The sequence below is a fragment of the Paenibacillus sp. UNC496MF genome, from assembly GCF_900113915.1.
Classification (GTDB): Bacteria; Bacillota; Bacilli; order Paenibacillales; family Paenibacillaceae; genus Paenibacillus_Z; species Paenibacillus_Z artemisiicola.
Map to the genome: position 1 here is coordinate 349,365 of NZ_FORE01000010.1, position 24,599 is coordinate 373,963.

General features: G+C 56.2%; 26 protein-coding genes. 25 read left to right on the top strand and 1 reads right to left on the bottom strand.

Annotated elements, in window-relative coordinates:
- The first annotated feature begins 2 nt into the window (after positions 1-2).
- The 19 genes from BMZ79_RS19395 (at position 3) to BMZ79_RS19485 (ending at position 16,267) form a co-directional block, all read left to right on the top strand.
- Positions 3-731: a response regulator transcription factor gene (locus BMZ79_RS19395; protein ID WP_090642601.1), complete on the top strand. Its 729-nt coding sequence runs from the start codon at positions 3-5 to the stop codon at positions 729-731.
- Between the two features lie 273 nt (positions 732-1,004).
- A complete protein-coding gene (locus tag BMZ79_RS19400) occupies positions 1,005-1,586 on the top strand; it encodes a glycosyltransferase family A protein (RefSeq protein WP_371263751.1) in 582 nt (193 codons plus the stop codon).
- Between the two features lie 193 nt (positions 1,587-1,779).
- Positions 1,780-4,320, top strand: coding sequence for a helicase-related protein (locus tag BMZ79_RS19405; RefSeq protein WP_256252844.1), 2,541 nt, complete (start codon positions 1,780-1,782; stop codon positions 4,318-4,320).
- A gap of 7 nt (positions 4,321-4,327) precedes the next feature.
- Complete coding sequence (locus BMZ79_RS19410) at positions 4,328-5,134, top strand: ComF family protein (RefSeq protein WP_090642604.1); 807 nt, start codon at positions 4,328-4,330, stop codon at positions 5,132-5,134.
- Between the two features lie 164 nt (positions 5,135-5,298).
- Entirely contained in the window at positions 5,299-5,724 is a 426-nt protein-coding gene (locus BMZ79_RS19415; protein ID WP_090642606.1) for a flagellar protein, read from the top strand.
- A 161-nt stretch (positions 5,725-5,885) separates the two neighbouring features.
- Complete coding sequence (gene flgM, locus BMZ79_RS19420) at positions 5,886-6,164, top strand: flagellar biosynthesis anti-sigma factor FlgM (protein ID WP_090642607.1); 279 nt, start codon at positions 5,886-5,888, stop codon at positions 6,162-6,164.
- Between the two features lie 11 nt (positions 6,165-6,175).
- Positions 6,176-6,676, top strand: a complete 501-nt coding sequence (locus tag BMZ79_RS19425) for a flagellar protein FlgN (RefSeq protein WP_177222216.1) — start codon at positions 6,176-6,178, stop codon at positions 6,674-6,676.
- Between the two features lie 16 nt (positions 6,677-6,692).
- Positions 6,693-8,225 carry a flagellar hook-associated protein FlgK gene (flgK, locus tag BMZ79_RS19430; RefSeq protein WP_090642610.1) on the top strand — a complete coding sequence of 511 codons (1,533 nt, stop codon included), beginning with the start codon at positions 6,693-6,695 and terminating at the stop codon, positions 8,223-8,225.
- Positions 8,226-8,243: 18 nt separating this feature from the next.
- On the top strand, positions 8,244-9,152 hold the full coding sequence (flgL, locus tag BMZ79_RS19435; protein ID WP_256252846.1) for a flagellar hook-associated protein FlgL: 909 nt from the start codon (positions 8,244-8,246) through the stop codon (positions 9,150-9,152).
- 1 nt (position 9,153) lies between these two features.
- A complete protein-coding gene (locus BMZ79_RS19440) occupies positions 9,154-9,732 on the top strand; it encodes a DUF6470 family protein (protein ID WP_090642612.1) in 579 nt (192 codons plus the stop codon).
- Positions 9,733-9,829: 97 nt separating this feature from the next.
- Positions 9,830-10,285, top strand: a complete 456-nt coding sequence (gene fliW, locus BMZ79_RS19445) for a flagellar assembly protein FliW (RefSeq protein ID WP_177222217.1) — start codon at positions 9,830-9,832, stop codon at positions 10,283-10,285.
- Positions 10,279-10,515, top strand: a complete 237-nt coding sequence (csrA, locus tag BMZ79_RS19450) for a carbon storage regulator CsrA (RefSeq protein ID WP_090642615.1) — start codon at positions 10,279-10,281, stop codon at positions 10,513-10,515. The genes fliW and csrA overlap by 7 nt, the downstream gene beginning before the upstream one ends.
- 127 nt (positions 10,516-10,642) lie before the next feature.
- Positions 10,643-11,419, top strand: a complete 777-nt coding sequence (locus tag BMZ79_RS19455) for a flagellin N-terminal helical domain-containing protein (RefSeq protein WP_090642616.1) — start codon at positions 10,643-10,645, stop codon at positions 11,417-11,419.
- A gap of 233 nt (positions 11,420-11,652) precedes the next feature.
- Complete coding sequence (locus BMZ79_RS19460) at positions 11,653-12,420, top strand: flagellin N-terminal helical domain-containing protein (protein WP_090642618.1); 768 nt, start codon at positions 11,653-11,655, stop codon at positions 12,418-12,420.
- A gap of 100 nt (positions 12,421-12,520) precedes the next feature.
- Entirely contained in the window at positions 12,521-13,576 is a 1,056-nt protein-coding gene (locus BMZ79_RS19465; RefSeq protein WP_177222218.1) for a glycosyltransferase family 2 protein, read from the top strand.
- A 70-nt stretch (positions 13,577-13,646) separates the two neighbouring features.
- Positions 13,647-14,051, top strand: coding sequence for a flagellar protein FlaG (locus BMZ79_RS19470; protein WP_256252849.1), 405 nt, complete (start codon positions 13,647-13,649; stop codon positions 14,049-14,051).
- A gap of 15 nt (positions 14,052-14,066) precedes the next feature.
- Positions 14,067-15,542, top strand: a complete 1,476-nt coding sequence (gene fliD / locus BMZ79_RS19475) for a flagellar filament capping protein FliD (protein WP_090642621.1) — start codon at positions 14,067-14,069, stop codon at positions 15,540-15,542.
- A gap of 15 nt (positions 15,543-15,557) precedes the next feature.
- Entirely contained in the window at positions 15,558-15,935 is a 378-nt protein-coding gene (gene fliS, locus BMZ79_RS19480; protein ID WP_090642622.1) for a flagellar export chaperone FliS, read from the top strand.
- Positions 15,936-15,943: 8 nt separating this feature from the next.
- A complete protein-coding gene (locus BMZ79_RS19485; RefSeq protein ID WP_090642624.1) occupies positions 15,944-16,267 on the top strand; it encodes a hypothetical protein in 324 nt (107 codons plus the stop codon).
- Between the two features lie 65 nt (positions 16,268-16,332).
- Here the strand turns inward: BMZ79_RS19485 and BMZ79_RS19490 are convergent, their stop codons facing one another.
- Positions 16,333-18,276, bottom strand: a complete 1,944-nt coding sequence (locus tag BMZ79_RS19490) for a tetratricopeptide repeat-containing glycosyltransferase family 2 protein (RefSeq protein ID WP_090642625.1) — start codon at positions 18,274-18,276, stop codon at positions 16,333-16,335.
- Positions 18,277-18,409: 133 nt separating this feature from the next.
- Between BMZ79_RS19490 and BMZ79_RS33665 the strand changes: the two genes are divergently transcribed.
- The 6 genes from BMZ79_RS33665 (at position 18,410) to prfB (ending at position 24,171) form a co-directional block, all read left to right on the top strand.
- Entirely contained in the window at positions 18,410-18,721 is a 312-nt protein-coding gene (locus BMZ79_RS33665) for a CDP-glucose 4,6-dehydratase (protein ID WP_218154725.1), read from the top strand.
- A 30-nt stretch (positions 18,722-18,751) separates the two neighbouring features.
- A complete protein-coding gene (locus BMZ79_RS33670; RefSeq protein ID WP_143088997.1) occupies positions 18,752-19,210 on the top strand; it encodes a CDP-glucose 4,6-dehydratase in 459 nt (152 codons plus the stop codon).
- A 132-nt stretch (positions 19,211-19,342) separates the two neighbouring features.
- Entirely contained in the window at positions 19,343-19,540 is a 198-nt protein-coding gene (locus BMZ79_RS19500) for a cold-shock protein (protein WP_090642628.1), read from the top strand.
- A gap of 251 nt (positions 19,541-19,791) precedes the next feature.
- Entirely contained in the window at positions 19,792-20,337 is a 546-nt protein-coding gene (gene hpf, locus BMZ79_RS19505; RefSeq protein WP_090642630.1) for a ribosome hibernation-promoting factor, HPF/YfiA family, read from the top strand.
- 150 nt (positions 20,338-20,487) lie between these two features.
- On the top strand, positions 20,488-22,995 hold the full coding sequence (gene secA, locus BMZ79_RS19510; protein WP_090642631.1) for a preprotein translocase subunit SecA: 2,508 nt from the start codon (positions 20,488-20,490) through the stop codon (positions 22,993-22,995).
- A 62-nt stretch (positions 22,996-23,057) separates the two neighbouring features.
- Positions 23,058-24,171, top strand: a protein-coding gene (gene prfB / locus BMZ79_RS19515; RefSeq protein ID WP_143088998.1) for a peptide chain release factor 2 whose coding sequence is annotated in 2 segments (ribosomal slippage) — positions 23,058-23,129 and positions 23,131-24,171 — 1,113 coding nt in all. Because the reading frame shifts where the segments join, the coding sequence is not laid out codon by codon here.
- Positions 24,172-24,599 lie beyond the last annotated feature (428 nt).

Consider the following 24,599-nt stretch of genomic DNA (forward strand, 5'->3'; position numbering starts at 1 on the left):
GAATGGAATTCAAAGCTTCGAGCGGCAAGCGCAAAATCAAGGTCCTGATCGCGGATGACCATCAGCTGTTCCGCGAAGGGCTTAAGCGGATTCTGAATATGGAAGACGACTTGGAAGTCATCGGCGAATGCAACGACGGCATCCAAGTGCTGGAATTCTGCAACGAGAACAAGCCGGAAGTCGTCCTGATGGACATCAACATGCCGATCGAGAACGGCGTGGTGGCGACGGAACGGCTGCGGGACATTTTCCCGGACGTGAAGGTTATTATTCTTTCGATCCATGATGACGAGAGCTATGTCTTCGAGACGCTTCGCAAGGGAGCAAGCGGCTATCTCTTGAAGGACATGGAGGCCGAAGCGTTGGCGAATGCGATTCGATCCGTCGTAAACGGCTATGCGTACATCCATCCGAAAGTAACGGGCAAGCTGATCAACCAGCTTCGCCGCATGACGTACCTCGACGAGATCGGCTCGAGCTCGGGCGCGGCGGCAGCGCGCGAAACCGGCGTCAAGTTCATTCCGAGCGAGGACAATCCGCTCACGCGCCGCGAAGCCGAGGTGCTTCGCTTGATGGCGGAAGGCAAGAGCAACAAGATGATCGGGGAATTCCTGTTCATCAGCGAGAAAACCGTTAAGAACCACGTCAGCAGCATCCTGCAGAAAATGGAAGTCGACGACCGCACGCAGGCCGTCATCAACTCCATCAAGTTCGGCTGGGTTACGCTTTAAGTCAGGCATACATACATGCGAAGAGGGCTTCCGCTTTGTGGCGGGAGCCTTTTTTGCGCGCGGACGGGGAGGCCGGATGGGAAGCGGTTGAAAGGGGATGGATAGAGCCGGAAGGAGTTGGATGGGCGAGGGGCATTACTTTTCCGGTTGCTAAAAAAACGAGGGCCGGACGGGGGGCCGCAGATTGGGCCGGCTCGTCCTCGGCGCTCCGTAACCTCTGGGCGCGGCGCGGCATATGATGTCACAAAAAGGAGGTGGACGCCTTTGATATCGGTGTTGCTCTGGATCGTAGGCTGCTACGTGCTGGCGGCGATCGTCGTCTACGTCTGCTCGGCTTTTCGCTTGGGCCGCGAACGCAACGTCAAGCATTACGTGCTCATCGCCGGCAACGAAGAACCGCGGATGGAATGGTATATGCGTTCGCTTCGCCGATTCTCGCACCTGACCGGGACCGACGTGAAGGTCACCGTCGTGGATAACGGCTCGCAGGACGATACGCTACAGATCGCGCGGGCGTTCGCGAAGCAGGGCATGAACGTGCAGGTGCATGGCGGAAGCCGTCTGCCCGCGGATGCCGAAGGCAGGCCCGCGAGCGCGGCGAAGGCCGGGGAAGGGGCGGATTCCGCTGCCGGTCCGCCTGCGCGCGGGGGAGAAGAAGCGATAACGGGAATTGGACGCTCCGGAAAATGGAAACGGTTTCGTCGGGACGCGAAGCCGGTAGGCAAGGACGGCAAGCCGTTCGAGCCGACGCACCTGCTGTGGATGCTGCAGGCGGAAGGCATCGTCTCCGCGAAGGAGCACGCGGTGCTTATCGATCTGCGCGACCCGGCGGATTTGTCGAAGCTGCCGTTTTGAGGCGGTGGCGGACGGCGACCGCGGGGCATGCGGTTGGCTGGAGGCCGAACCGTTGCGCGCCGGAGGAGGGCGAGGTATAATCGACACAACTGAAGATCGAAACGCGTGAAGCACACCCGTTCGACTGCCGGAAGGCGGTCGGGGTGTGCTTTTTTGGCGTTTTCGGGAGGAAGCCGAATGGAGGAAGATGACGATGAACGTGACGGTGTACGCGGCGGCGACGCCCGCCGGCTCATGGGCGGGCTGGACGATCGCGCCCGAAGTGGATTTCGCGTACTGGTTGGACGCCGATTATCGGGCGGAGGCGGAGCGGGCGGCGATGAGGTGGGATCGCGAGCGGCGCGGAGCTGAAGCGAGATGGGCACCCGACGAGGCGGGTGGGCGGGCGGCCGCGAGCGGGAATCGGGAGAAGCAAGGAGCGGGAGACGCGCCCGATGACCGGTTCGGAGGAGAGGAGGCGAGTCTTGGGACGAGCGGGTCGGAGCGGGCGGCGATGAGGCGGGGCAAGGAGAAGCAAAGAGAGGATGGAACGCCGATGGGCCGGTTCGGAGGAGAGGAGGCGAGTCTTGGGACGAGCGGGTCGGAGCGGGCGGCGATGAGGCGGGACAAGGAGAAGCAAAGAGAGGATGGAACGCCGATGGACCGGTTCGGAGACGGAACGGTGCATCGTGAGACGAGCGGGGCGGAGCGGGCCGGCGAGGGAGAGGGCGGGCGCCCCGGGGATGCGATGGACGGCGAGACGGTGCGGCTGGTCGCGTGGCCGGTGCCGCTCCCGCTCGGCCACGCGCTGCAGGTCGCGGCGCGCTGGCCCGGCGGACGGCTGGCGGGCGGGCGCCTGGAGGCGGCGTTGTCGCGGCTCGTCGGCGACGCCTGGGCGGGCGACGCCCGCATGGGGCTGCCGGTTCCGCGGCAGCCGTCGGCACATGCGCGGCATGTGCTCGGCGCGGCCGAGCCCGGTACGGGCCGCGCGGGCGCCCGGGCGCTGGCGGCGCGCGCTTGCCGCGCCGCGGCGCTGCTGCAGGGCCGAGCGCTGCTCAGCGGCGAAGCGCTCGCCCTGCTCGAGGCCGCGGGCGCGGCCGGGCCGGCCGGCGCCGCGCCGGCGACGTGGAGCGCGTGGGCGCCCGCGCTCCAGCTGGCCGCGCTGCTCGGCCGGCTGCGCCTCGGCGGCGCGGTCGCCCCGCAGCCGCAGCCCCGGCTGCTGCGGTGGCGGCAAGCGCTGGGCGCGCGGCCGCGCCCGCGGCTCCGCTGCCAGCGCTGCGGCAGCGGCTCGGCGCGCATGCGCCGCACCGCATGCGCCGCGTGCGGCCGCGCGTGCGCGTACTGCGAGGCGTGCCTCGCCATGGGCCGCAGCCGCGAGTGCGGGCTGCTCATCCTCGGCACGCCGAGCGCCGCGGAACGAGCCCGCCCGCCATTGCCCGGCGGGCTCGTTCGCCCGCCCGCGCAGGACGCGCGCGCGCATGGGGCCGCGCCTGCCGGCCTCGCGCTCGCCGCTCCGCCTGCGCGCGAGCCTGCGCTCAGCGCGGCCCCAGCGACGGGCCTGCCGGTGCCCGGTGCCGGCGCCTACTCGCCCGCGCCCGCCGGCTCGCCGCACCTGGCCGCGGCTGCTCCGCCCCCGGTCTCGCGCCCGCCGCAGGCGCCCTCCCCGAACCTGGCCGCCTGGGGCCTCAGCCCGGCCCAAACGGCGGCGGCCTCCGCGGCGCTCGCCTACATCAACGCGCCGCCCGGCCGGCGCGGCGCGAAGCGCCGGTTTCTGCTCTGGGCGGTGACGGGCGCGGGCAAGACGGAAATGATTTTCCCGCTGGTCGAGTCCTGCCTCGCCCGCGGCGGGCGGGCGCTCATCGCGACGCCCCGGCGGGACGTCGTGCTCGAGCTGGACCCGCGGATCCGCAAAGCGTTTCCGGCCGCGGCCGTCGTCACGCTCTACGGCGGCAGCGAGCAGCGCTGGGAGCAAGGCGACATCACGCTGGCCACGACGCATCAGCTGTTCCGTTTCCGCGAAGGCTTCGAGCTGGTCATCGTCGACGAAATCGACGCGTTCCCCTATCACGGCGATCCGATGCTGCACTTCGCCGCCGAGCACGTTCGCGCGCCGCATGGCACCCACGTGCTGCTGTCCGCGACGCCGCCGGCTTCCCTCCGGATGGAAGCCAGGCTCGGCCGGCTGGCTCATGTGCGGGTGCCGGTGCGGTTTCACCGGCATCCGCTGCCCGTACCGGCGCTGCTTCGCATCCCGCCCGTGCGGAAGCTGCTGCTGCGCGGCATTCCGCGGAGCTTGACCGCCGCGCTTGGGCGGTCGCTCGAGCGCGGCGCGCAGCTGTTCGTGTTCGTCCAGCAGATCCGCGACGTCGAGCCGCTCGTCGCGAAGCTGCGGACCGCGTTCCCGTCCGTCCCCGTCGCCGGCACGTCGTCGCAGGATCCCGACCGCGCGGAGAAGGTGCGGCAATTCCGGGCCCGCGCGATCCGGCTGCTCGTCACGACGACCATCTTGGAGCGGGGCGTCACCGTGCCGAAGAGCGACGTCTTCATTCTCGACGCGGACGGCAAGCTGTTCGACGACGCCTCGCTCATCCAGATGGCCGGCCGCGCCGGCAGGTCGAAGGACGATCCCGCGGGCAGCGTCTACTTTTGCGCGCCGGAGCGGACGCGCGCCCAGCAGGCGGCGATCGCCCAGATTCGGGGCATGAACCGCATCGCCGGGCGCCGCGGTTACTTGCTCGGCAAGGAAGGACGGTGAGCGGGCGATGACGACCGGCGATCTGTGGCAGTCGCTCCGCAAAGCGTTCCCGCTGTTCGCGTCCTTGCTGGCCGTCGGCGGGAGCGGCTGCGCGGTTTGCGGGAACCGCTGCGAACCGGGGCGGCAGGGGGCGTTCGGCTCCTTGTGCAAGCGATGTTTTCGGTCCATTCCTTGGATCGCCCGCGTGTATTGTCCCGTATGCGGCCGGCCGGAGCGGTGTCCCGACTGCGCGCGCCGGACGCGGACGGCGTTCGTCGCGAACCGGTCGGCCGTCCGGTACGACGCGACGATCCGGGAATGGCTCGCGCTGTATAAGTATCGCGGCCACGAGGCGCTCGAACCGCTGCTCGGGGACTTGCTGACGGCGGCCTACCGCGGCCTCGCGGCCGAGCGTTTCCGGGAGGCCGGTCCCCGTCCCGTCCACGCCGTCATCCCGGTGCCCGTCAGCGAGGCGCGGCTCCTCGAGCGGGGCTTCAATCAGGCGGAACGCCTCGCCGCCCGCCTCGGGGAGGCCGAGGGCATTCCGTTCTTCGACGCGCTGCGGCGCACGCGGCACAGCGCGAAGCAGAGCGCCAAGACGCGCGGCGCCCGGCTGCGCGACACGCGGAATCTCTTCAAGGCCGACGAGGCCGAGCTGGCCCTGATGCTTGCGACGGCCGGCCGGGACGCGCGCTACCGCTTGGTGCTGGTCGACGACATTTACACGACCGGCAGCACGGCGAACGCCTGCGCGCAAGCCTTGGCAGACGGAATCGGACAGGCGGCGCCCGGGCTCCGGTTCGACGTTTACGTATTGACGGTGGCTCGCTCCTAGCCGGAATCACCCCGAGCTTCCAGCGAAGCTGGCTTCCCTCTAAGCGCCGCCCGCCCGTTTCGCATGCCGCCCCTTCCCGGTCCCGTCCAAAAAAAAGGATGAATTTTGGCTATATTTGCGATACTATGGAGTCACGAATCGCGACCTGGAAGGGAGCATGCAAGATGGAGCTCGATAACTGTCCCCGCTGCGGCAAACTGTTCGCCAAGAACTTTCGCGACGTGTGCCCCGCCTGCATCAAGGCCATCGACAACGAATATGCGCTGTGCGCGGACTATCTTCGTAAACATAGAGGCGCCAATATCACCGAATTGAACGCGGCCACGGACGTAAGCATCAAGCAGATCACGAAGTTTATCAAAGAAGGCCGGATCTCGCTGGTCGGCGCGCCGAACCTGATGTACCCGTGCGAGATGTGCGGCACGTTAGTCCGCGAGCACAACCAGTGCGAGAGCTGCCGGGCCAAGCTGCTGAACGAAGTCGGCCGCGCCAAGCAGGGCCTCTCGGACAAGGACGGGAAGGACGACAAAGAAGCGTACCATTCCTCCGGCTCCGCGGCTTCTTTGTACCGAAACCGGAACAACAACTGACTTATTTATCGCTTCATGCGCTTCCATGCCCGGCACAGCGGCTCGTCGTCCGCCGCTGCCGGGCATTTTCTATGGTTTCGAATCGCTATAAATAATCGCATCGAATTGCCGATAATAGTGGTATCAGCGAATCGGTTTTCGAATTGTTGGAGGGGTTAAACGTGAAAATCAACCAAACGCAGCGCATCGGCGCGGTGAATCCGTACCAGAAGCAGAACGAGCAGCAAACCGGAAACGTCGGCCGCAAACGGAAAACGGACGAGGTCCAAATCTCAGCGCAGGCGCAGGAGATGCTGTCCGTCAGCCGCGTTTCCGATCCCGAGCGGGCCAAGCGGATCGACGAGCTGAAGGCTTCCGTCAGCTCCGGCACCTATCGCGTGGAATCCGGCAAAATCGCCGAGAAGCTGCTGCCTTACCTGAAAACTAACAAACAAGAATAGGTGGGTTTTCCGTGAACGTCGAGACGATCATCGCCACGCTGGAACAGCAGGCGGAAGTATACGAGCGGCTGCTCGCGCTGGCGAAGGAGAAGACGCCTTACCTGGTCGGCAACAAGGTGGAGCTGATCAATGCCACGATCCAGAAGGAACGCCGGCTGCTCAAGGCGGCGGAGGAGCTGGAAGCCCAGCGCATGCGGCTGTCGGGACAATACTTCACGTCCGTCGGCATGCTGCGGTACAAGGGCGGCAAAATCAGCGAGATGATCAAGACCGTCACGTCGCCCCACGAGAAATCGCGGCTGATCGAGCTGCACGGGCGGCTGACGGGCCTGCTCGACGAGCTGAAGCACGCGACCCGGCTGAACCAGCAGCTGATCGAGCAGTCGCTGAAGTTTATCGACTATACGATCGATCTCCTGAGCGACGACCCGAACAGCCAATATACGTACCAACATCCGCGGCACGCGCCGTACGGCAAACCGTCCTACGCGCGGTACGACCAGAGAAGATGACGAAGGGGGCGAGAGGATGACGTCCACGTTTCACAGCATCGAGACGGCCAAGCGCAGCTTGCTGACGACGCGGGTCGGACTCGGCACGTTGGGCCACAATATCTCCAACGCGAACACCGAGGGCTATACCCGTCAACGGGTTCAAATCCAGGCGACGCGTCCGATCGAAGCGTTCGGCATGACCCATTCCGCGGCGGCGGGGCAGATCGGAACCGGCGTCGAAGCCACGGCGATCAACCGGGTCCGCAACGCGTTCCTTGACACGCAGTACCGCGACGAGAACAAATATTTGGGCAACTGGGAAGTGCGGTCGGATACGCTGAGCAAGCTGGAGACGATCGTGAACGAGCCGTCGGAGACGGGACTGCGCACGGTGTTGGACAACTTTTGGTCGGCCTGGTCCGATCTGAGCAAGGATCCGGACAATACGACCAACCGCGAGATCGTGAAGCAAAACGCGCTGGCGCTCGCCGACTCCTTCAACCAGACGGCCAAGCAGCTGCAGAGCCTGAGCGACGATCTGACGGGCTCGATCGACACGAAGGTGCAGCAGGCGAACGTCCTGCTGCATGCCATCGCGGATCTGAACGTGCAGATCAAGCGCAACGAATCCACCGGCGACAGCGCGAACGACCTTCGGGACCAGCGCGACCTGTACGCGGACCAATTGTCCAAGATGATGAACGTCAACGTGTCCGAGAGCGGCGACGGCTACACGATCGCCATGGGCGGAACCGCGCTCGTGGCCGGCGAGCAGGTGACGGACCTGACCTCGGCGGGGGTCGAGGCCGCCTATGCTTCGGGCGATTTGAACAACGGCGACCTGTACGGGACGATCGTTTCCCGCGACCAGTACGTGAAGGGCTACCAGGACCAGCTGGATACCATCGCCAGAACGCTGGCCGAGGGCGACTTGCAGGTTACCATTCCGAAAGGCTCCACCTATAACGGCGTCACGCTGGCCGCCGATCAGGTCGTCACCGTCAAAGGCATCAACGGCCTGCATCAGCTCGGCTTCACGAACGAATCGCCGGCTACGAAGGGCGAGGATTTCTTCACCTTCGATACGACGTCCGGCGCGACGGGCATCACGGCCGCGAGCATCCGGCTCAATCCCGCGATCGAGACCGACAGCAACAAAATCGCCGTGTCCATGCGGACGACGACGGACGCGGCGGGCACGTCCGTGGTGAAGGGCAACAACACGCTGGCGCTTCTGATCTCCCAGCTGAAGGACACGAAGTTCTCTTTCGATCAAACGTCGACCGGCGGACCGGTGACGCAGGCGACGATGGGCGTCTTCTACAACTCCATGGTCGGCGCGATCGGCATTCAGGCGCAAGAGGCGAACCGGCAATACGATAACGCGAATACCCTCGTCTCCCAAGCCGGCAGCGCGAGACAATCGGTCAGCGGCGTGTCGCTCGACGAGGAGATGTCGGACATGATCGTGTTCCAGAACGCCTATAACGCGGCCGCCCGGTTCATGACGGTCATCGACGAAACCTTGGATAAATTAATCAACGGCACCGGATCGGTCGGCCGGTAAGCGAGGAGGCAATCAGCTATGTCGATGCGGGTAACCCAGAACATGACGAGTTCGCGGCTCATTCAGAATTTGAATACCAACATGCGCAAGATGGCGATCCAACAGGATCAAATCTCGACGGGGCGCAAAATCAACAAGCCGTCCGACGATCCGGTCGGCCTCACCTACGGGCTGCGGTACCGGTCCGATTTGACGGCCAATACGCAGTATCAGGACAATATTTCGTCGTCGTTGTCGTGGCTGGACTTTTACGATACGCAGATGGACCAGGCGACGCAGGTGCTGCAGCGCGTGAACGATTTGGCCGTTCAGGCGGGCACGGGAACGAACACGCCGGATTCCCTCGACGCCATTAACAAGGAAATCGCCGAGCTGAAGAACCAGATGACGGATATCGCCAACAGCAGCTTCAACGGCAAGTTCGTCTTCGGCGGGCAGCTGTTCGACGAGAAGCCGTATCCGTCCGGAACCGATCCGAAGACCGTGTCGGCCGACGCCGGCGCGGTCACGTACGAGATCGGCCAGGGCATTACGATCGACGTCAACATGACGGCGAACCAAGTGTTCGGAGATGCGGATCCCGCAGGTACGACGGACAACGTCTTCTCGATGTTCGACCGGTTGTCGAGCGCGCTCCAGTCGAGCAACTACTCGGCGGTTACCGCCGAAATCGATGACGTCAAGTCTCGGATGAACAAAATCATCTCCGCCCGCTCCGAGAACGGCGCGAAAACGAACCGGACCGAGCTCATGCAGAACCGGATGGAAGAGATGAATGTCGGCTTGACCGCGCTGCAGTCGAAGACCGAGGACGCGGACATGGACCAGCTCTACATCGACTCCACGGTCAGCCAGAACATCTACCAGGCGTCGTTGTCGGTCGGGGCGAAGATCATTACGCCGTCGCTGGTCAATTTCTTGAACTAAGATGAAGCTGCCGCAGCTTCAAATCACGAGCCAAACCGCCAATCTCGGCATTCGGACGGAATGGGGCGTCAGGACGATTCATTCGGAGCGCGCCGAGGTCGAGGTACATACGGACAGGCCGCCGACGGAAGCGCAGTCGTACAAGCCGGTCATGACGATCGACCAGTCGGCGACATGGGACGCGATCAACGGAGGAAGGCCGGAGGGCTTGGCCAAGCGTTTGATGTCCCAGACGACGAGCTACGTGGCGCAGTACATTGCGTCCGTGAACGAGAAGTGGCGCAGCATCGGGGATTTGGCGAATAACAAGGCCAACCCGATTCCGGACCTTGCTTACGCGTCGATCACCCGTCAGCGGCCCGCCCTTCCCGTCTTCGGTCCCGCTTCCCGGTTAAATACGAAGATATCGTTCGAGGTACGCAAGCCCGACATCGAAGTGAAGCCGTGGAAGGTATCCATCGACGTGGAGCCGCACCAAAAGCCCGATATTCAATTCACGCCGGGCAAGGTGCGTTACACGATGGAGCGCTACCCGAAAGTCACGGTTACGCCGCCGCCGATTGTGGATTTAATGGTATAATACGCAAGAAATGCGCAGGAAGAGCTATGGCACGTGCAGTGCTATAGCTCTTCCACATTTAATTATGCATTTGCATAGGGTTAAAGGGAGTGACAAAGTGATTATTCATACAACGCGATTTGGCGCGCTCGAAATAGAAGAAAATGAGATTATTGATTTTCCCTTAGGAATCCCGGGATTTCCCGAGCATAGAAGCTATACGTTGATGCCCATAGAAGAGAGCCCTTTTTATTTTTTGCAGTCGGTGGAGGAAGGCCGGCTATCCTTCATCGTCGTTTCCCCCTTTGAATTCTTTCCGAAATACGAATTTGAACTTCAGTCGAATATCCTCCACGCGCTGGGGCAGCCCTTGACCGAAAATCTCCGAGTTTTGAATATCGTAACCGTAAAAGGTAACATACAAGAAGCGACGGCAAATCTGGCCGCTCCAATCATATGGAATACGGCCAATAATTCGGCTGCTCAAGTCGTTCTTCAAGATCCGTCATATTTGACCAAGCATACACTCTTTCCATCCGTAACCGGTCAGGAGAAGGAGGGGCGGTCATGTTAGTGCTAAGTCGAAAGAAGGGCGAAACCATCATGATTGGCAATGACATCGAACTTACGGTGCTAGATGTATCAGCAGATGGCGTGAAGCTCGGCATTGCCGCGCCTAAGGAAATCGGCATTTTGCGAAAGGAACTGTTCATCGCGGTCGCGGATACAAACAAGGAGGCGTTGAACTCTTTGTCCTCGATTTCGGATTTGCAAAGCCAATATCGCAATTTAAAAAGTAAATAATTACGGAGACGCTAATTAAAAGCTATGGTCCGACCGATACATATATTAGAGCTGAGCAGGACTTTTTACCCTTAGCTTTACCGCAAGGATGCGGGACTATCATTCAAATTCAGGGAGGATTATTATCATGATTATCAATCACAACATTAGTGCACTTAACACGCACCGCAACATGGGACTGAACAATACGGCTGCTTCGAAAAACATGGAGAAGCTGTCTTCCGGTCTGCGTATCAATCGTGCGGCAGACGACGCCGCGGGTCTTTCTATCTCCGAGAATATGCGCGGACAAATCCGCGGCTTGGAGCAAGCTCAGCGTAACACGCAAGACGGTATTTCCTTCGTACAAACGGCCGAAGGTGCGCTCAACGAAGTATCCTCCATGTTGAGCCGCATGAAGGAGCTGACGATCCAGGGCATGAACGGCACGTACCAGGCTGCCGATCAGACCAATATCACGACGGAAATGAACGCTTTGTCTTCCCAAATCGATAATATTATGAATAACACGACATTCAACGGGAAGTCCATTACGGGCGGCGCAACAATTATTACGGATGATAAGGGAACGGCAATTTCCATTGGCTCGATTACGACGACGAACTTCTCTGCACTTACGGTTACCCTCGATGCTGCCGGTCTTACGAAAGTCAATACGGCAATTACGGATGTTGCAACAGAGCGCGGCAAGCTGGGTGCGGTTCAAAACCGTTTGGAATACACGTCCAACAACCTTGGTACAACGACCGAGAATCTGACGGCTTCTGAGTCCCGTATTCGCGATACGGATATGGCAAAAGAAATGGTCAACCTGACGAAGAACAACATCTTGTTGCAAGCCTCACAATCGATGCTGGCGCAAGCGAACTCGGCTCCGCAAGGCGTGCTGTCGCTGCTTCGTTAAGCACTAATCGCATGGGGAATAAGGAGCTGACCCGATCCGTCATCCAGAATGACACGGGACAGCTCCTTTTTTCTTGATATGATTCGAATATCCTGGCAAAGCGGTTCCCCGGCTCTAATAAAAAGCGATGGATTGCCGATAAATAAGATAGGGTTGAAAAGGGCGGCCGACCTTTCATCGACTTTACCGCAAGGATGCGGGAACGAATATTCACATTCAGGGAGGAATTTACGATGATTATCAACCACAACATCAGCGCGCTTAACACGCACCGCAACATGGCTTTGAACAATACGGCGGCTTCAAAAAACATGGAAAAGCTCTCTTCCGGTCTGCGTATCAACCGCGCAGCGGACGACGCAGCAGGACTTTCGATCTCCGAAAACATGCGCGGACAAATCCGCGGTTTGGAACAAGCGCAGCGCAACACGCAGGACGGCATCTCGTTCGTGCAAACGGCAGAGGGTGCATTGAACGAAGTATCCGCCATGCTAAGCCGCGTGAAAGAACTGACGATCCAAGGCATGAACGGCACGTACCAAACCTCCGACGTCGCCAACATCACGACCGAGGTTGCGGCACTGTCCTCGCAGATCGATAACATCATGACGAACACGACTTTTAACGGCAAGTCGATTACGGGCGGCGCAACGATTATTACGGATGACAAAGGTACGGCGATCTCCATCGGTGCAATCACGACGACAGCCTTCACTGGCCTTGCATCTAACGTTGCTCTGACGGACGTTAACGCTGCAATTTCCGCGGTCGCAACGGAGCGCGGCAAGCTGGGTGCGGTACAAAACCGTTTGGAATACACATCCAATAACCTTGGCACGACGACCGAAAACCTGACGGCATCCGAATCCCGTATCCGCGATACGGACATGGCAAAAGAAATGGTCAACCTGACGAAGAACAACATCTTGCTGCAAGCTTCGCAATCGATGCTGGCGCAAGCGAACTCGGCACCGCAAGGCGTGCTGTCGCTGCTTCGTTAATTTTAGCATTGCATATAATCAGGGTCTTAGATACTTATCTAAGACCTTTTTTTTATAAAGGAAATAGGTGATCTTATTGAGGAACAGTAAACTAGCACTCGTGTTGATCGTACGCAATGAGGAAGAGAAGCTGGGTCGTTGTTTAACGCACGCGGCGCCGTATGTGGATGAAATCATCATTGTGGATACAGGATCTGTAGATCGCACAAAGGAAATTGCGAAGCAATTCGGCGCACGCATTTTCGACTTCGTTTGGGTCGATGATTTCTCGGCAGCCCGTAATTACGCATTAGCACAATCGATATCCGATTGGAACCTTGTGTTGGACGCGGATGAATATATTGTTCATATGGATCGGGAAGCTGTCCAGCGGTTCATGGACGAACGCGGTGATCTGGGAAGGGTGGAAATTAACAGCTTTACTTCCGCTAAGGGAGTTGAAGGGAAAGGCAGGAGTTTTATAACGAGACTGTTACCGTCTCCAATCCGTTACAAGGGGAGAATTCACGAGCAAGTTGATTCCGAACTAGTCCGGAGTCAAATTCCGATTACCGTTCATCATGACGGATATTTGCACGGGAGTAAACATGATCGCAATCTTCCCCTCCTGCTGCGAGAAGTTCAGCAGCATCCCGAGAATAGTTATATCAAATTTCAGTTGGGGAAAGAGTACCAGGGAAAGCACGAACTAGCTTTGGCTAGTGAATACTTTGCCCGAGCCTTAGGGCAGATCGGCGGCAAGGAACGTTATGCGCCAAATGTCGTGGTGCACTATTTGTACGCGTTAAAGGACACCCGCAGTTTTGAAGAAGGGCTTCGCATTATTCAAACCAAGTTCGAGTGGGTCCAACTATTTCCCGACTATCACTTCGCGTGCGGGGTTTTCTATCTGGATTTGGTTATGAGTGATCCGGGCGTCTATGGGTCGTACTTATCGGAGATCGAGGCTTCCTACCGTAAATGTTTAATGATCGGAGAGACGTACCGATACGATTCGGAATCCGGTACGGGGTCCTATCTTGCGCTTTATAATTTAGCCGTCTTTTTCGAGGTATTCGGAAGACGCGAGGAAGCTGCGAATTGTTTACGGGAAGCGGCCTTAATGGGGTATGAAAGAGCCGAGAACAGGCTTGCGAGTTTGTGTTCGCAGCTTTGAGCAATATTAAGTTCGTAGGTATTTATGTCGATAAATCAAGTAAGGGACACTTATCGGGAGGGGCAACACCATGTCAATGAATGTTTCTTCAATCGGCTCCAATAAATTCATTTCTGCAGATGTAGGTTCGGGAGCACAAAGCGGCGCAGAAAGGCCCATCCAGGATAGCGACCAAGGGGTCTTGACTTCGACGATTAACACAACGGAAAGCATGCAACTGGCCGAACTCCGGGGCATGAAAGTATCCGTAGGCGACGAACAGAAAATCAAAATGCTTGATAAAGCCATAAAAGCCATGGAAGGCCCCCAAACGACGCTTCACTTGTCTGTACATAAAGAGACGAATACGATCATGATAAAAGTCATGGATAAGGACACAGGCGAACTGATTCGTGAGATTCCACCCGAAAAAACATTGGACGTCGCTGCTAAATTAATGGAAGTAGCCGGAATTCTTGTCGACCATCGGATTTAATAAAGGAGGATTCGTATGACGCTTCGTATTACCGGGTTATCGTCGGGTATGGATATTGACTCCATGGTCAAAACACTAATGAAGGCGGAGCAGGGAAAACGAGACAAGCTGGTCAAACAGCAGACGTCTATTACCTGGAAACAGGAAGCCTATCGGGATGTAGCCACTTCACTAGTAGATTTCCGTATTAATAAACTATCAAAGTATGGTACGATGGCGGACATGACGGCGAAGAAAGCAGAGGTCACGGGTAATACCGCGGCCGTTGCTATTACTTCCACCGGCAGTACTGCGGTAAACTCCATGTCCGTAACCGTAGAGAAAGTAGCATTATCGGCACGCGGGGTTTATGATACGCATTTAACTGGCGATGATCCATCGTTGGCATCTATCTACGATGTTTCAACGCCGGCAAACAATAAGTTCGTGGTAAACGGGAAGGAGTTTGCGTTCAGCGATACGGATACGATGAGCAGCGTTATCGCTCGCATTAATGCGGATAAAGACGTAAACGCGACCGTGATGTATGCGAATGGTAAACTGTCCGTCACCAACAATAAAACCGGGGATCTCGGCAGCGGAGCCAACGCGGTTATTTCTGCACCAGGATTTACGGAAATAACGGCAAGCAGAGTAAACGGCCAGAACGCGGAATATACGGTAAACGGTCTTAGCATGACTTCTACCACGAACAATGTGACCGTTAATGGCGTTGGCATGCAATTAAAGGCTGAGACGGGAGCCAACGGTCCTTCCACTGTGTCCACGACCGTTGATGCCGATAAAATCTTGAGCACGATCAAGTCTTTCATTTCAGACTATAATGCCATATTGGATCAGGTCAACGGCAAGCTCCATGAACAGGTTTTCCGTGATTATCAACCGTTGACGACAGATGAAGAAGAAGCCATGTCGGATAAACAAGTCGAGCTATGGGAAACAAAAGCGAAGAGCGGCCTCTTGAGCAATGATTCTATCCTTTCGTCCATGGTCAGCAATATGCGAGCAACCATGGTGACAGGATTTGATCTTGGCGGGGGGAAAAGTACCAGTATTCAAGCAATCGGCATCACCACTGGCCAATGGACGGATTATGGGAAGTTGGTCATTCAGGATGAAGATAAGCTTCGCCAGGCCATCATCGACGATCCGGACAGCGTAGCCAAGCTTTTCACGGGTACGGGTGCGAACCCTTCGGACCCCACTAGCACGGACTCCGGCATCTTCACAAAATTAAGCACCAATGTGGCGTCCACGCTTAAGTCGCTCACGGATAAGGCGGGCACATCTTCGTACAGCACGGACAAAAACGGAGCATTTATCGCCAGCTCATTGCTTAGCGAACAACTCCGAAGCATCGGAACTCAAATTACGGATATGGATGCCATGTTGAAACGGAAAGAAGACCAGTATTACGCGCAATTCTCGGCAATGGAGACGGCTATGAACAAATACAGCTCGCAAGCATCGGCCTTCTCTAGCTATCAGTAAGGGGGATACGGTAACATGCTTTCACCTCAACAGAAATACCAACAGTTGTCCGCTCAAACCGCGACACCGATTCAACTGGTTCTTATGCTTTATGATGGCGCCATTCGCTTCACGAAACAAGGAATTGAGGGCATTGAACAAGGGCATCGGGAGCAAGCAAACAATTACCTGTGTAAAGCGGAGTCCATTATTCATGAATTGGTTAGCTCTTTAAATTTCAATTACCCGATTTCCAAGGATCTAGTGTTGATCTATGAATACTTACTTCACAATTTGATACAGGCTAATCTAAAGAAAGAAGCTTCCTTGGCAATCGAAGTACTCGGCCACCTTGAGCAATTGAGAGATGGGTGGAGACAAGTATCGAAAACGGCGATAGCTGTCGGTAATTAGGTGAGCGCATGAGCAGATTAACGGAACTATTCGATAAGACGAATGCGATTATGGAGAATTTGGCTGACGTGGATTATGAACAGCTCGTTCAATTGGTGGAACTACGCGAAGAGGCATTGGCCGATCTTCAAGCCACTAATCGTATCGAGGAAGCGGACAAACGTATTATCCATCAATTAATGGCTTGCGACGAGGCGCTCTTAGGGCGAATGAAGCAGCTAAGTAAGGAAGCTTCGGAGTCGCTTTATAAAATCAATTTTTCCAAGTTTCAAAAGCGGGTCTATGAGCCGGACTATATAGCAAACAGTTTATTCTTCGATAAACGAAAATAAAGATAACGATGCAAAATGACTCCTGCACAAGCAGGAGTCATTTTGTGTTCCTCAATTCACGGAAGTTATTTTAACAACGAAGCTAATAACGGGATTTTGCGATAATAGGATAGGTGGTCCCCGTATTTTTTAATGAAGGTTTGTTTTGCTTGCGGATTCGTACAGAAGCGCAAGTATAACGTGATTAGATGGGGCAGATCAGGGCGCTTTTCCAGCGCGGCGAGAATAAACTCTAACCCATCTTCGATATAGTGGCGGGTCAAGTGGTACAGGGATAAATTCTCCAGACTGGTTACACTCAGGTCGTTATTCCGCAAGAGCAATGAATAGTAATTCAAGGCGAGATCGTAATTCTTTTTGTTATAGAAGAAATTTGCCAGCATGTTCGTTATTTCGCTCGAGCTATACGCGTTGACGAATCGGTCGTATAAGTCATAGTTGTGATAAAGGTAGCATTTTGTTAGCAATGTGAAAATGTCCGGCTGCGAGTCGACTGGAGCACCTTCAAGTAAGCAGCGGAAGGAGTTGTAGCTCGCGGATAAAGCATGATCTTCCGAAATCGTAATTCGCTCATAGTAATTCGATCCCCACATTAGCGAGCCGAGCGTGCAGGATACAAGAATATCGTGCGTAATCGTTTGATCTTTAGCTAGGCTGGCTACTAAGTTGCCGAACATTGCTTCATCTCTCTGAAGAAGCGCAAGATTTAAACGGTCAATGATATCTAACTCCGACTCCACATCTTCCAGCATGGCCCAATAATACTTGGACAAGTCAATATGACCGAGCGCAAGCGTGACTTTAAATAGGTACAATTGAAATTTGCGATCGTCCGCATTGCCGATTTCATTTAAGAGCTGACTGATGCTTTCGGCTGGTTGCGTTTGCGCTAATGTGTCAATAAGCTGTGTTATCGCACGGTAATCGTAAGGATTTTGCATGAGCAGCTTAGTCAAGTAGTAGACGGTTTTTTCCACATCGTTCTCATAAACAGCGATATCCGATAATACGCGCAATGGGAAGGTCGATGCGTAATCCGGACTGTCGAGCCAGAAGACTTCGGTCGTTTCAGCCAATTTCTCCGCCGACCGATATGCAAGCTGGTATTCTTCCCTAGAGGCATCAAACAGACCGATGTAATAATAAATCGATCCTTTTAGAGCATAGTATTCGGGATATTGGTTCCATTGAATCAGTTTAGTCTCAATGAGGTGCCATGCATCGTATACACGTTTCAGTTCCAGATAAGCTTGTACCAATGAAATGATGCACCTTGGATACCAAGACACGCTGCTGTTTCGCTCGCTTTTTTTTAGACTGCGTTCATAATAATAAATCGCGCTCTGAAAATCGCGCTGCATGGCTTTCTCATTGCCGACGGTATAGTAATCATAGGCAGAGAAGCCTTTGTTCTTCTTTAAGTCGCTGAAAATACCCGCGTTCCGATTTAGTTTATCTTTTGATTCAATCGCATCTTTTAGATAACCAGTATGATATAAAGAACCTGGTGCCAACTGAAAATGAAGTGGCGTTCCGTCAGTGGCATACAACTGTTCATGAATCGGACGGGTATAGAAGATATTTTGATGGTTGGGAAAAAGACGGGCGACCTCACCCGTGCTCATTGTGCTGCTTTTTTCGATGGAAGTGCCCAGGTAGCTTACGATGCTCACGGCATAAACGAGCCCCGGGTTGGGAGTTTCGGTTTCGAGAAAAGTGCGCAATTTCGCGGCCTCGGCCGGATGATAATATTCATCGGCATCCACGACAAGAATCCACTGTCCAGTAGCCCTACGGATGCCCGCGTTGCGAGCGGCGGAGAAATCGTTTATCCATTCGAAATCATAAATAAGATCGGTATATGCGGCTGCGATTTGCTTAGTTAAGTCGGTCGAGCCGGTATCCACAATAATGATTTCATCGGCATAATCGTTGATGCTGCTCAAGCAACGATCGATGACGGCCTCTTCATTCTTTACAATCATGCAGACAGAAAGCAATTTATCCATGATTTATCCACCTAACTACATAAGGGTATATCACTATTTCGACATTTTCGAAGTTAATTATTAGGAATTCAAATATAAACCCGATGGGCAAGATTGGTGAAGCGCCGATGTGGCATACCCTGAGAACTTATTTATGGCGGCGCAGCCTCTTGTTCGGCTTTCTTACGACAACCCGGTACAGGTCAATCTGTTTGAAGCAGCTCGAGCGTGTGATTCGGTTGAAGTTATTCTGATTGTAACGACAGATAAATGCTGCGAAAATCAAGATTGGCACTGGGGATATCGCGAAAGCGAACGCTTGGGCAGACATGATCCTTACTCCAGCAGCAAGGCTTGCTCGGAACTGATCACCTCGGCGTACCGGAACTCTTTCTTGGCATCTTCTAAAATTAAAGTGGCCACGGCGCGGGCTGGGAGCGTCATCGGTGGCGGCGATTGGGCTTAAGATCGTTTGATTCCCGATTTAATCCGATCGATGTTGACAGGAGAACGGATTAAGATTCGGAATCCAAATGCCGTACGGCCTTGGCAGCATGTGTTGGAGCCTTTATCGGGTTATTTGTTATTATGCCAGCGCATGTACATAGATGGCGATGCATATGCTCAGGCATGGAATTTCGGTCCTTCAGAAGGTGATGCAAAGCCAGTGGAGTGGATTGTTAATCAAATGCTGGAGCGATGGCCGGCAAAACATCCTGGTTATGAGATAGTGGATAGCGATCGGAAGCACGAAGCGACGATGCTGAAACTGGATTGCTCGAAAGCATTCGCCGAGCTCGAGTTGCATCCTGCCTGGACACTGGACAAAGCCTTGGATGCTACATTGAAATGGACGATCGGTTATATGCATGGTGTTGATATCATGGAACTATGCCGGGGGCAGATTACGGAGTACGAGCTTGAGGCATCTCGGGATTTGCAAGTCACCTCATAAAAAAAGGAAAACACAGCAAATGTATTCGCTTACAAAAATATATTGACAAATTTGTGAAGGCTCTGGTATATTCGACTTGTGGGCCACGCCTCGTGATCTCGCAGCTATATGAGAATGAAGGGAATGTTCTGAATGCAAGGTAAAGTGAAATGGTTCAACGCTGAAAAAGGTTATGGCTTCATCGAGACGGAGCAAGGCGGCGACGTATTCGTACACTTCTCCGCAATTCAAGCTGAAGGTTTCAAAACGCTGGAAGAAGGCCAGTCGGTTGAATTCGACATCGTCGAAGGCGCTCGCGGTCCTCAAGCAGCTAACGTTCAAAAACTGTAATTATCCCGCTGTTAAGCGGATCACATCATACACGGTATGCGCGCATAACCGAATGTGATAAGCAGCAGCCCCGGGCAACCGGGGCTTTTTGTCGTGCTCGGAGAGCTATAGAGAGCTGGATAACGAGTCTGAAAATCTACGAAAACCTTGCATTTCATATATTTTTAGATAATTCCAAAAATACTGAAAATAACTTTGAGCCCGCCCGAATATAGTGTTATACTAAGATCATGTAAAGGAGGAATGCCTGCATGAAATACAATATTCGAGGTCAACGCATCTTGGTGACAGACGCCTTGCGCGATTATGTCGAGAAGAAACTGAGCCGCCTGGAAAAGTATTTTGAAGCGCCTTCTACCTCCGAAAGCATCGTTACGTTGTCCGTCACGAAGGGCGTGCACGCCGTCGAGGTGACGATCCCGCTGCCGAACGCCATGCTGCGCGCCGAAGAGAAACGCGAGGATATGTATGCATCCATTGACCTCGTGGTGGACAAACTGGAACGGCAAATTCGCAAACATAAAACGAAAATCAACAGCAAATTCCGCAAAGACAGCGGCGTTCGGACGATGTTCAAGGACGAAGGCTCCGCGGTCAGGGTCCTCGACGAAGAGGACGATTACGAGCTGGTCCGTACGAAGCGGTTTCAATTGAAGCCGATGGACATCGAGGAAGCGATTCTACAGATGAACATGGTAGGCCATTCCTTCTATATGTTCGCCAATTCCGATACGAACGAAGTGAACGTCGTTTATCGCCGCAGCGACGGCCGGTACGGCGTGCTGGAAGCGGATTGACGCTAGCGTTTGGAGAGCCCCGGGCGACCGGGGCTCTTTGCGTCCCCGCGCGCGTTTAACCATCTTATCCCTAGGGCCGCGAACATTGCGGGAAGGGCCGCAAACTGTTACAATTTATGCAAACAGGCGTAACATCGAAAGGGGAAGACCATGCTCGGACTTGTAAAGAAATTATTCGGAGACGCCAACGAACGAGAGATCAAGCGTCTTTTGCGCACGGTAGAGGAAATCAACGGATTGGAGCCGCAGATCGCTCAACTTTCGGATGAGGCGCTTCGAGAGAAGACGGTCGAGTTTCGCAGCCGTCTGGAACAAGGCGAGGATATCGACGCGTTGCTCCCGGAGGCGTTCGCCGTAGTCAGAGAGGCATCCAAGCGCGTGCTGGACAAGCGTCATTACGACGTCCAGCTGATCGGCGGCATGGTGCTGCACGAGGGCCAGATCGCCGAGATGAAGACCGGCGAAGGCAAGACGCTCGTCGGCACGCTGGCCGTTTATTTGAACGCGCTGCTCGGCAAAGGCGTCCACGTCGTCACGGTCAACGATTACCTGGCGATGCGCGACAGCGAGCAAATGGGCCAAGTTTATACCTTTTTGGGCATGACCGTCGGCTGCAACCTGCACGGACTCTCGCACGACGAGAAGCAAGCCGCGTATGCATGCGACATCACATATGGCACGAACAACGAATTCGGTTTCGATTATCTGCGCGACAACATGGTCCTATATAAGGAACAAATGGTTCAGCGTCCGCTTTACTTCGCGATCATCGACGAAGTGGACTCCATCCTGATCGACGAAGCGCGTACGCCGCTCATCATTTCCGGCCAAGCGGCCAAGTCGACCGAGATGTACTTCGCGGCCGACCGTTTCGTGCAGCGTCTGAAGGAAGAAGACGACTTCACGGTCGACATCAAGCTGCGGACCGTGACGATGACGGAAGCGGGCGTGGAGAAGGCCGAGAAGGCGTTCGGCATCGAGAACCTCTACGATCACGCCAACGTGCTGATCAACCACCATATTCAACAGGCGCTGAAGGCGCATGTCATCATGAAGCGCGACGTAGACTATGTCGTGCAGGAGGACGAAGTCGTCATCGTCGACGAGTTCACCGGCCGTCTCATGGCCGGCCGCCGGTACAGCGACGGCCTGCACCAAGCGATCGAAGCGAAAGAGCAGATCAAGGTGCAGAACGAAAGCATGACGCTCGCGACGATCACGTTCCAGAACTACTTCCGGATGTACCGCAAGCTGGCCGGCATGACCGGTACGGCGAAGACGGAAGAAGAAGAATTCAAGAAAATTTACGGGCTCGAGGTTATTCAAGTGCCGACGAACCGGAAAAATATCCGCGACGACATCTCGGACGTCGTGTACAAATCGGAGAACGGCAAGTTCAAGGCCGTCGTCGAGGAGATCGTCAAGCGCCATGCGAACAAGCAGCCGGTGCTCGTGGGCACGGTCTCGATCGAAAACTCCGAGAAGCTGTCCGAGATGCTGAAGAAGCGCGGCATCGAGCATAAAGTCCTGAACGCGAAATACCACGCCGAGGAAGCGGAAATCATCTCGCGCGCGGGCCAATCGAACTCCGTTACGATCGCGACGAACATGGCGGGCCGCGGCACGGACATTTTGCTCGAGGACGGCGTGGCCGGTCTCGGCGGCCTGCATATCATCGGCACGGAACGCCATGAGAGCCGCCGGATCGACAACCAGCTCCGGGGCCGCGCGGGCCGTCAAGGCGACCCGGGCTCCTCGCAGTTCTACCTGTCGCTCGAAGACGATCTTATGCGCCGTTTCGGCTCCGAGAACATCATGGGCATGATGGAGCGCCTCGGCTTCGAGGAAGACCAGCCGATCGAGAGCCGCCTCATCTCCCGCGCCATCGAGTCGGCGCAGAAGCGCGTCGAGGGCAACAACTTCGACCAGCGGAAAATCGTCCTCCAGTACGACGACGTCATGAACCAGCAGCGGGAAATCATTTACAAGCAGCGCCGCGAAGTCTTGTTCTCCGAGAACATTCGCGAAATCGTGCTGGAGATGGTCAAGCCGACGATCACCAAGATCGTCCAGGCGCACTGCCCGGCCGACGACATCCCGGAGAACTGGGAGTTGCAGGAGATCGTGGATTACGCGGAAGGCAATTTCCTGAACGAAGACATGATCTCGAAGGACGATCTGTGGGGCAAAGAGCCGGACGAGATCATCGAGTTCCTGTACGATAAAGTCGTCGAGCTGTACGATCGGCGCGAAGAAGAGATCGGCGCCGAGACGATGCGCGAGTTCGAGAAGGTCGTCGTGCTCCGCGCGGTCGACAGCAAATGGATGGACCATATCGACGCCATGGACCAGCTGCGCCAAGGCATCCACCTTCGCGCGTACGGCGGCACGGATCCGCTGCGCGAGTATCAGTTCGAAGGCTTCGAGATGTTCAAGGAAATGGTCGAGCACATCCAGGAAGAAGTCACGAAGTACATCATGAAGGCGCATGTCGAGAACAACCTGGAGCGCCAAGAGGTCGCCAAGGGCCAAACGGAATCCGGCGGCAGCAGCGAAACGTCGCAGAAGCGCCCGGTGCGCAAGGAAGAGCGCGTGAAGCGCAACGATCCGTGCCCGTGCGGCAGCGGCAAGAAGTACAAACAGTGCCACGGACAATAAGTCCGTCCGGCGCATAACCATAAAGCAAGGCCAAGAAGCGAAATTTGAGGTGAACGACGGTCATGATCGATACAACGGTTAAACAAGATTTGCGAGAAGTGGCGAAACGTCTCCAAGAGCTCAGGGGGTCTCTTTGACTTAGATCTAAAGCAAGAGATGATCTTGAATTTCGAAGAGAAAATGAGCGCGCCCGACTTCTGGGACGATAACGAGCGCGCGCAAAGCACGATCGCCGAGCTGAACGCCGTCAAATCGGTCGTGGATCAATACGAGCGGATGCGGAGCGACCAGGAAGATCTGGAGACGATGCTGGAACTGGCGGAAGAGGAAGAAGACGAGGATATGGACGCCGAACTCAAGAAGAGCGTGGCGGAGCTCGTGGCCAAAGTAGGAGAGTTCGAGCTGCAGCTGCTGCTGAACGAACCGTACGACCGGTTGAACGCCATTCTCGAGCTGCATCCCGGCGCGGGCGGCACGGAGTCGCAGGACTGGGGCCAGATGCTGTACCGGATGTACACGCGCTGGGCCGAGAAGCACGGCTTCAAGGTCGAGCTGCTCGATTACCTGGCCGGCGACGAGGCGGGCATCAAGAGCGTCACGATTTCGGTCAAAGGCCATAATGCCTACGGGTACTTGAAGGCCGAGAAGGGCGTTCACCGGCTCGTGCGGATCTCGCCGTTCGACGCGTCGGGACGCCGGCACACGTCCTTCGTTTCCTGCGACATCATGCCGGAGATCGACGACGATATCGAAATCGAGATCCGCAGCGAAGATTTGAAGGTCGATACGTACCGGGCCAGCGGCGCCGGCGGACAGCACATCAATAAGACGGAGTCGGCGATCCGGATCACGCACGTGCCGTCGGGCATCGTCGTCTCGTGCCAAACGCAGCGCTCGCAGATCCAGAACCGGGAACGCGCCATGCAGATGCTTCGGTCCAAGCTCTACGAGCGGAAGATCGAAGAACAGCAGAAGCAGCTCGCGGAGATTCGCGGCGAACAGTCCGATATCGCCTGGGGCAGCCAAATCCGTTCCTATGTGTTCCATCCGTACAGCATGGTGAAGGACCACCGGACCTCGGTGGAAACCGGCAACGTAGGCGCGGTCATGGACGGCGACCTCGACCCGTTCATCGACGGCTACCTGCGCAGCCGCATTCGCCACGAGGAGAACTAAAGCGTCCCGCGGCATGCATAGTCCAGACAAAGAGTTCCGACACTGATAAAGGTTGGAACTCTTTTTGCTGTGCCCGGAAACGCATGGCCGCGTTAAAGGGGCGGCCCGGCAAAGCAGTAATCCGCCAGCGTCCATGGAATGGAATGCACGGCGGCAACCCAAAGGAGAGACGTACATATGAGCATTCATACGGATTATCGGCAGGATCGAAAACGGCGGCAGGAGGAGGAAGCCGGGCATCCCGCGGAGGAGCGACAAGCGGAAGAAGCAGTGCGGCCGGCGCAGGCGGAGCAAGGGGAGGAAGCACGCCGGACGGCGGAGAGACAACCGGAGGCAGGGACGAGCCGACCGGCTCGGGCAGATCAAGCCGCGGAAGCGCAGAGGCCGGAGAACGGACGGGCGATGCCCGCCGCGCGCGCCAAGAAGCG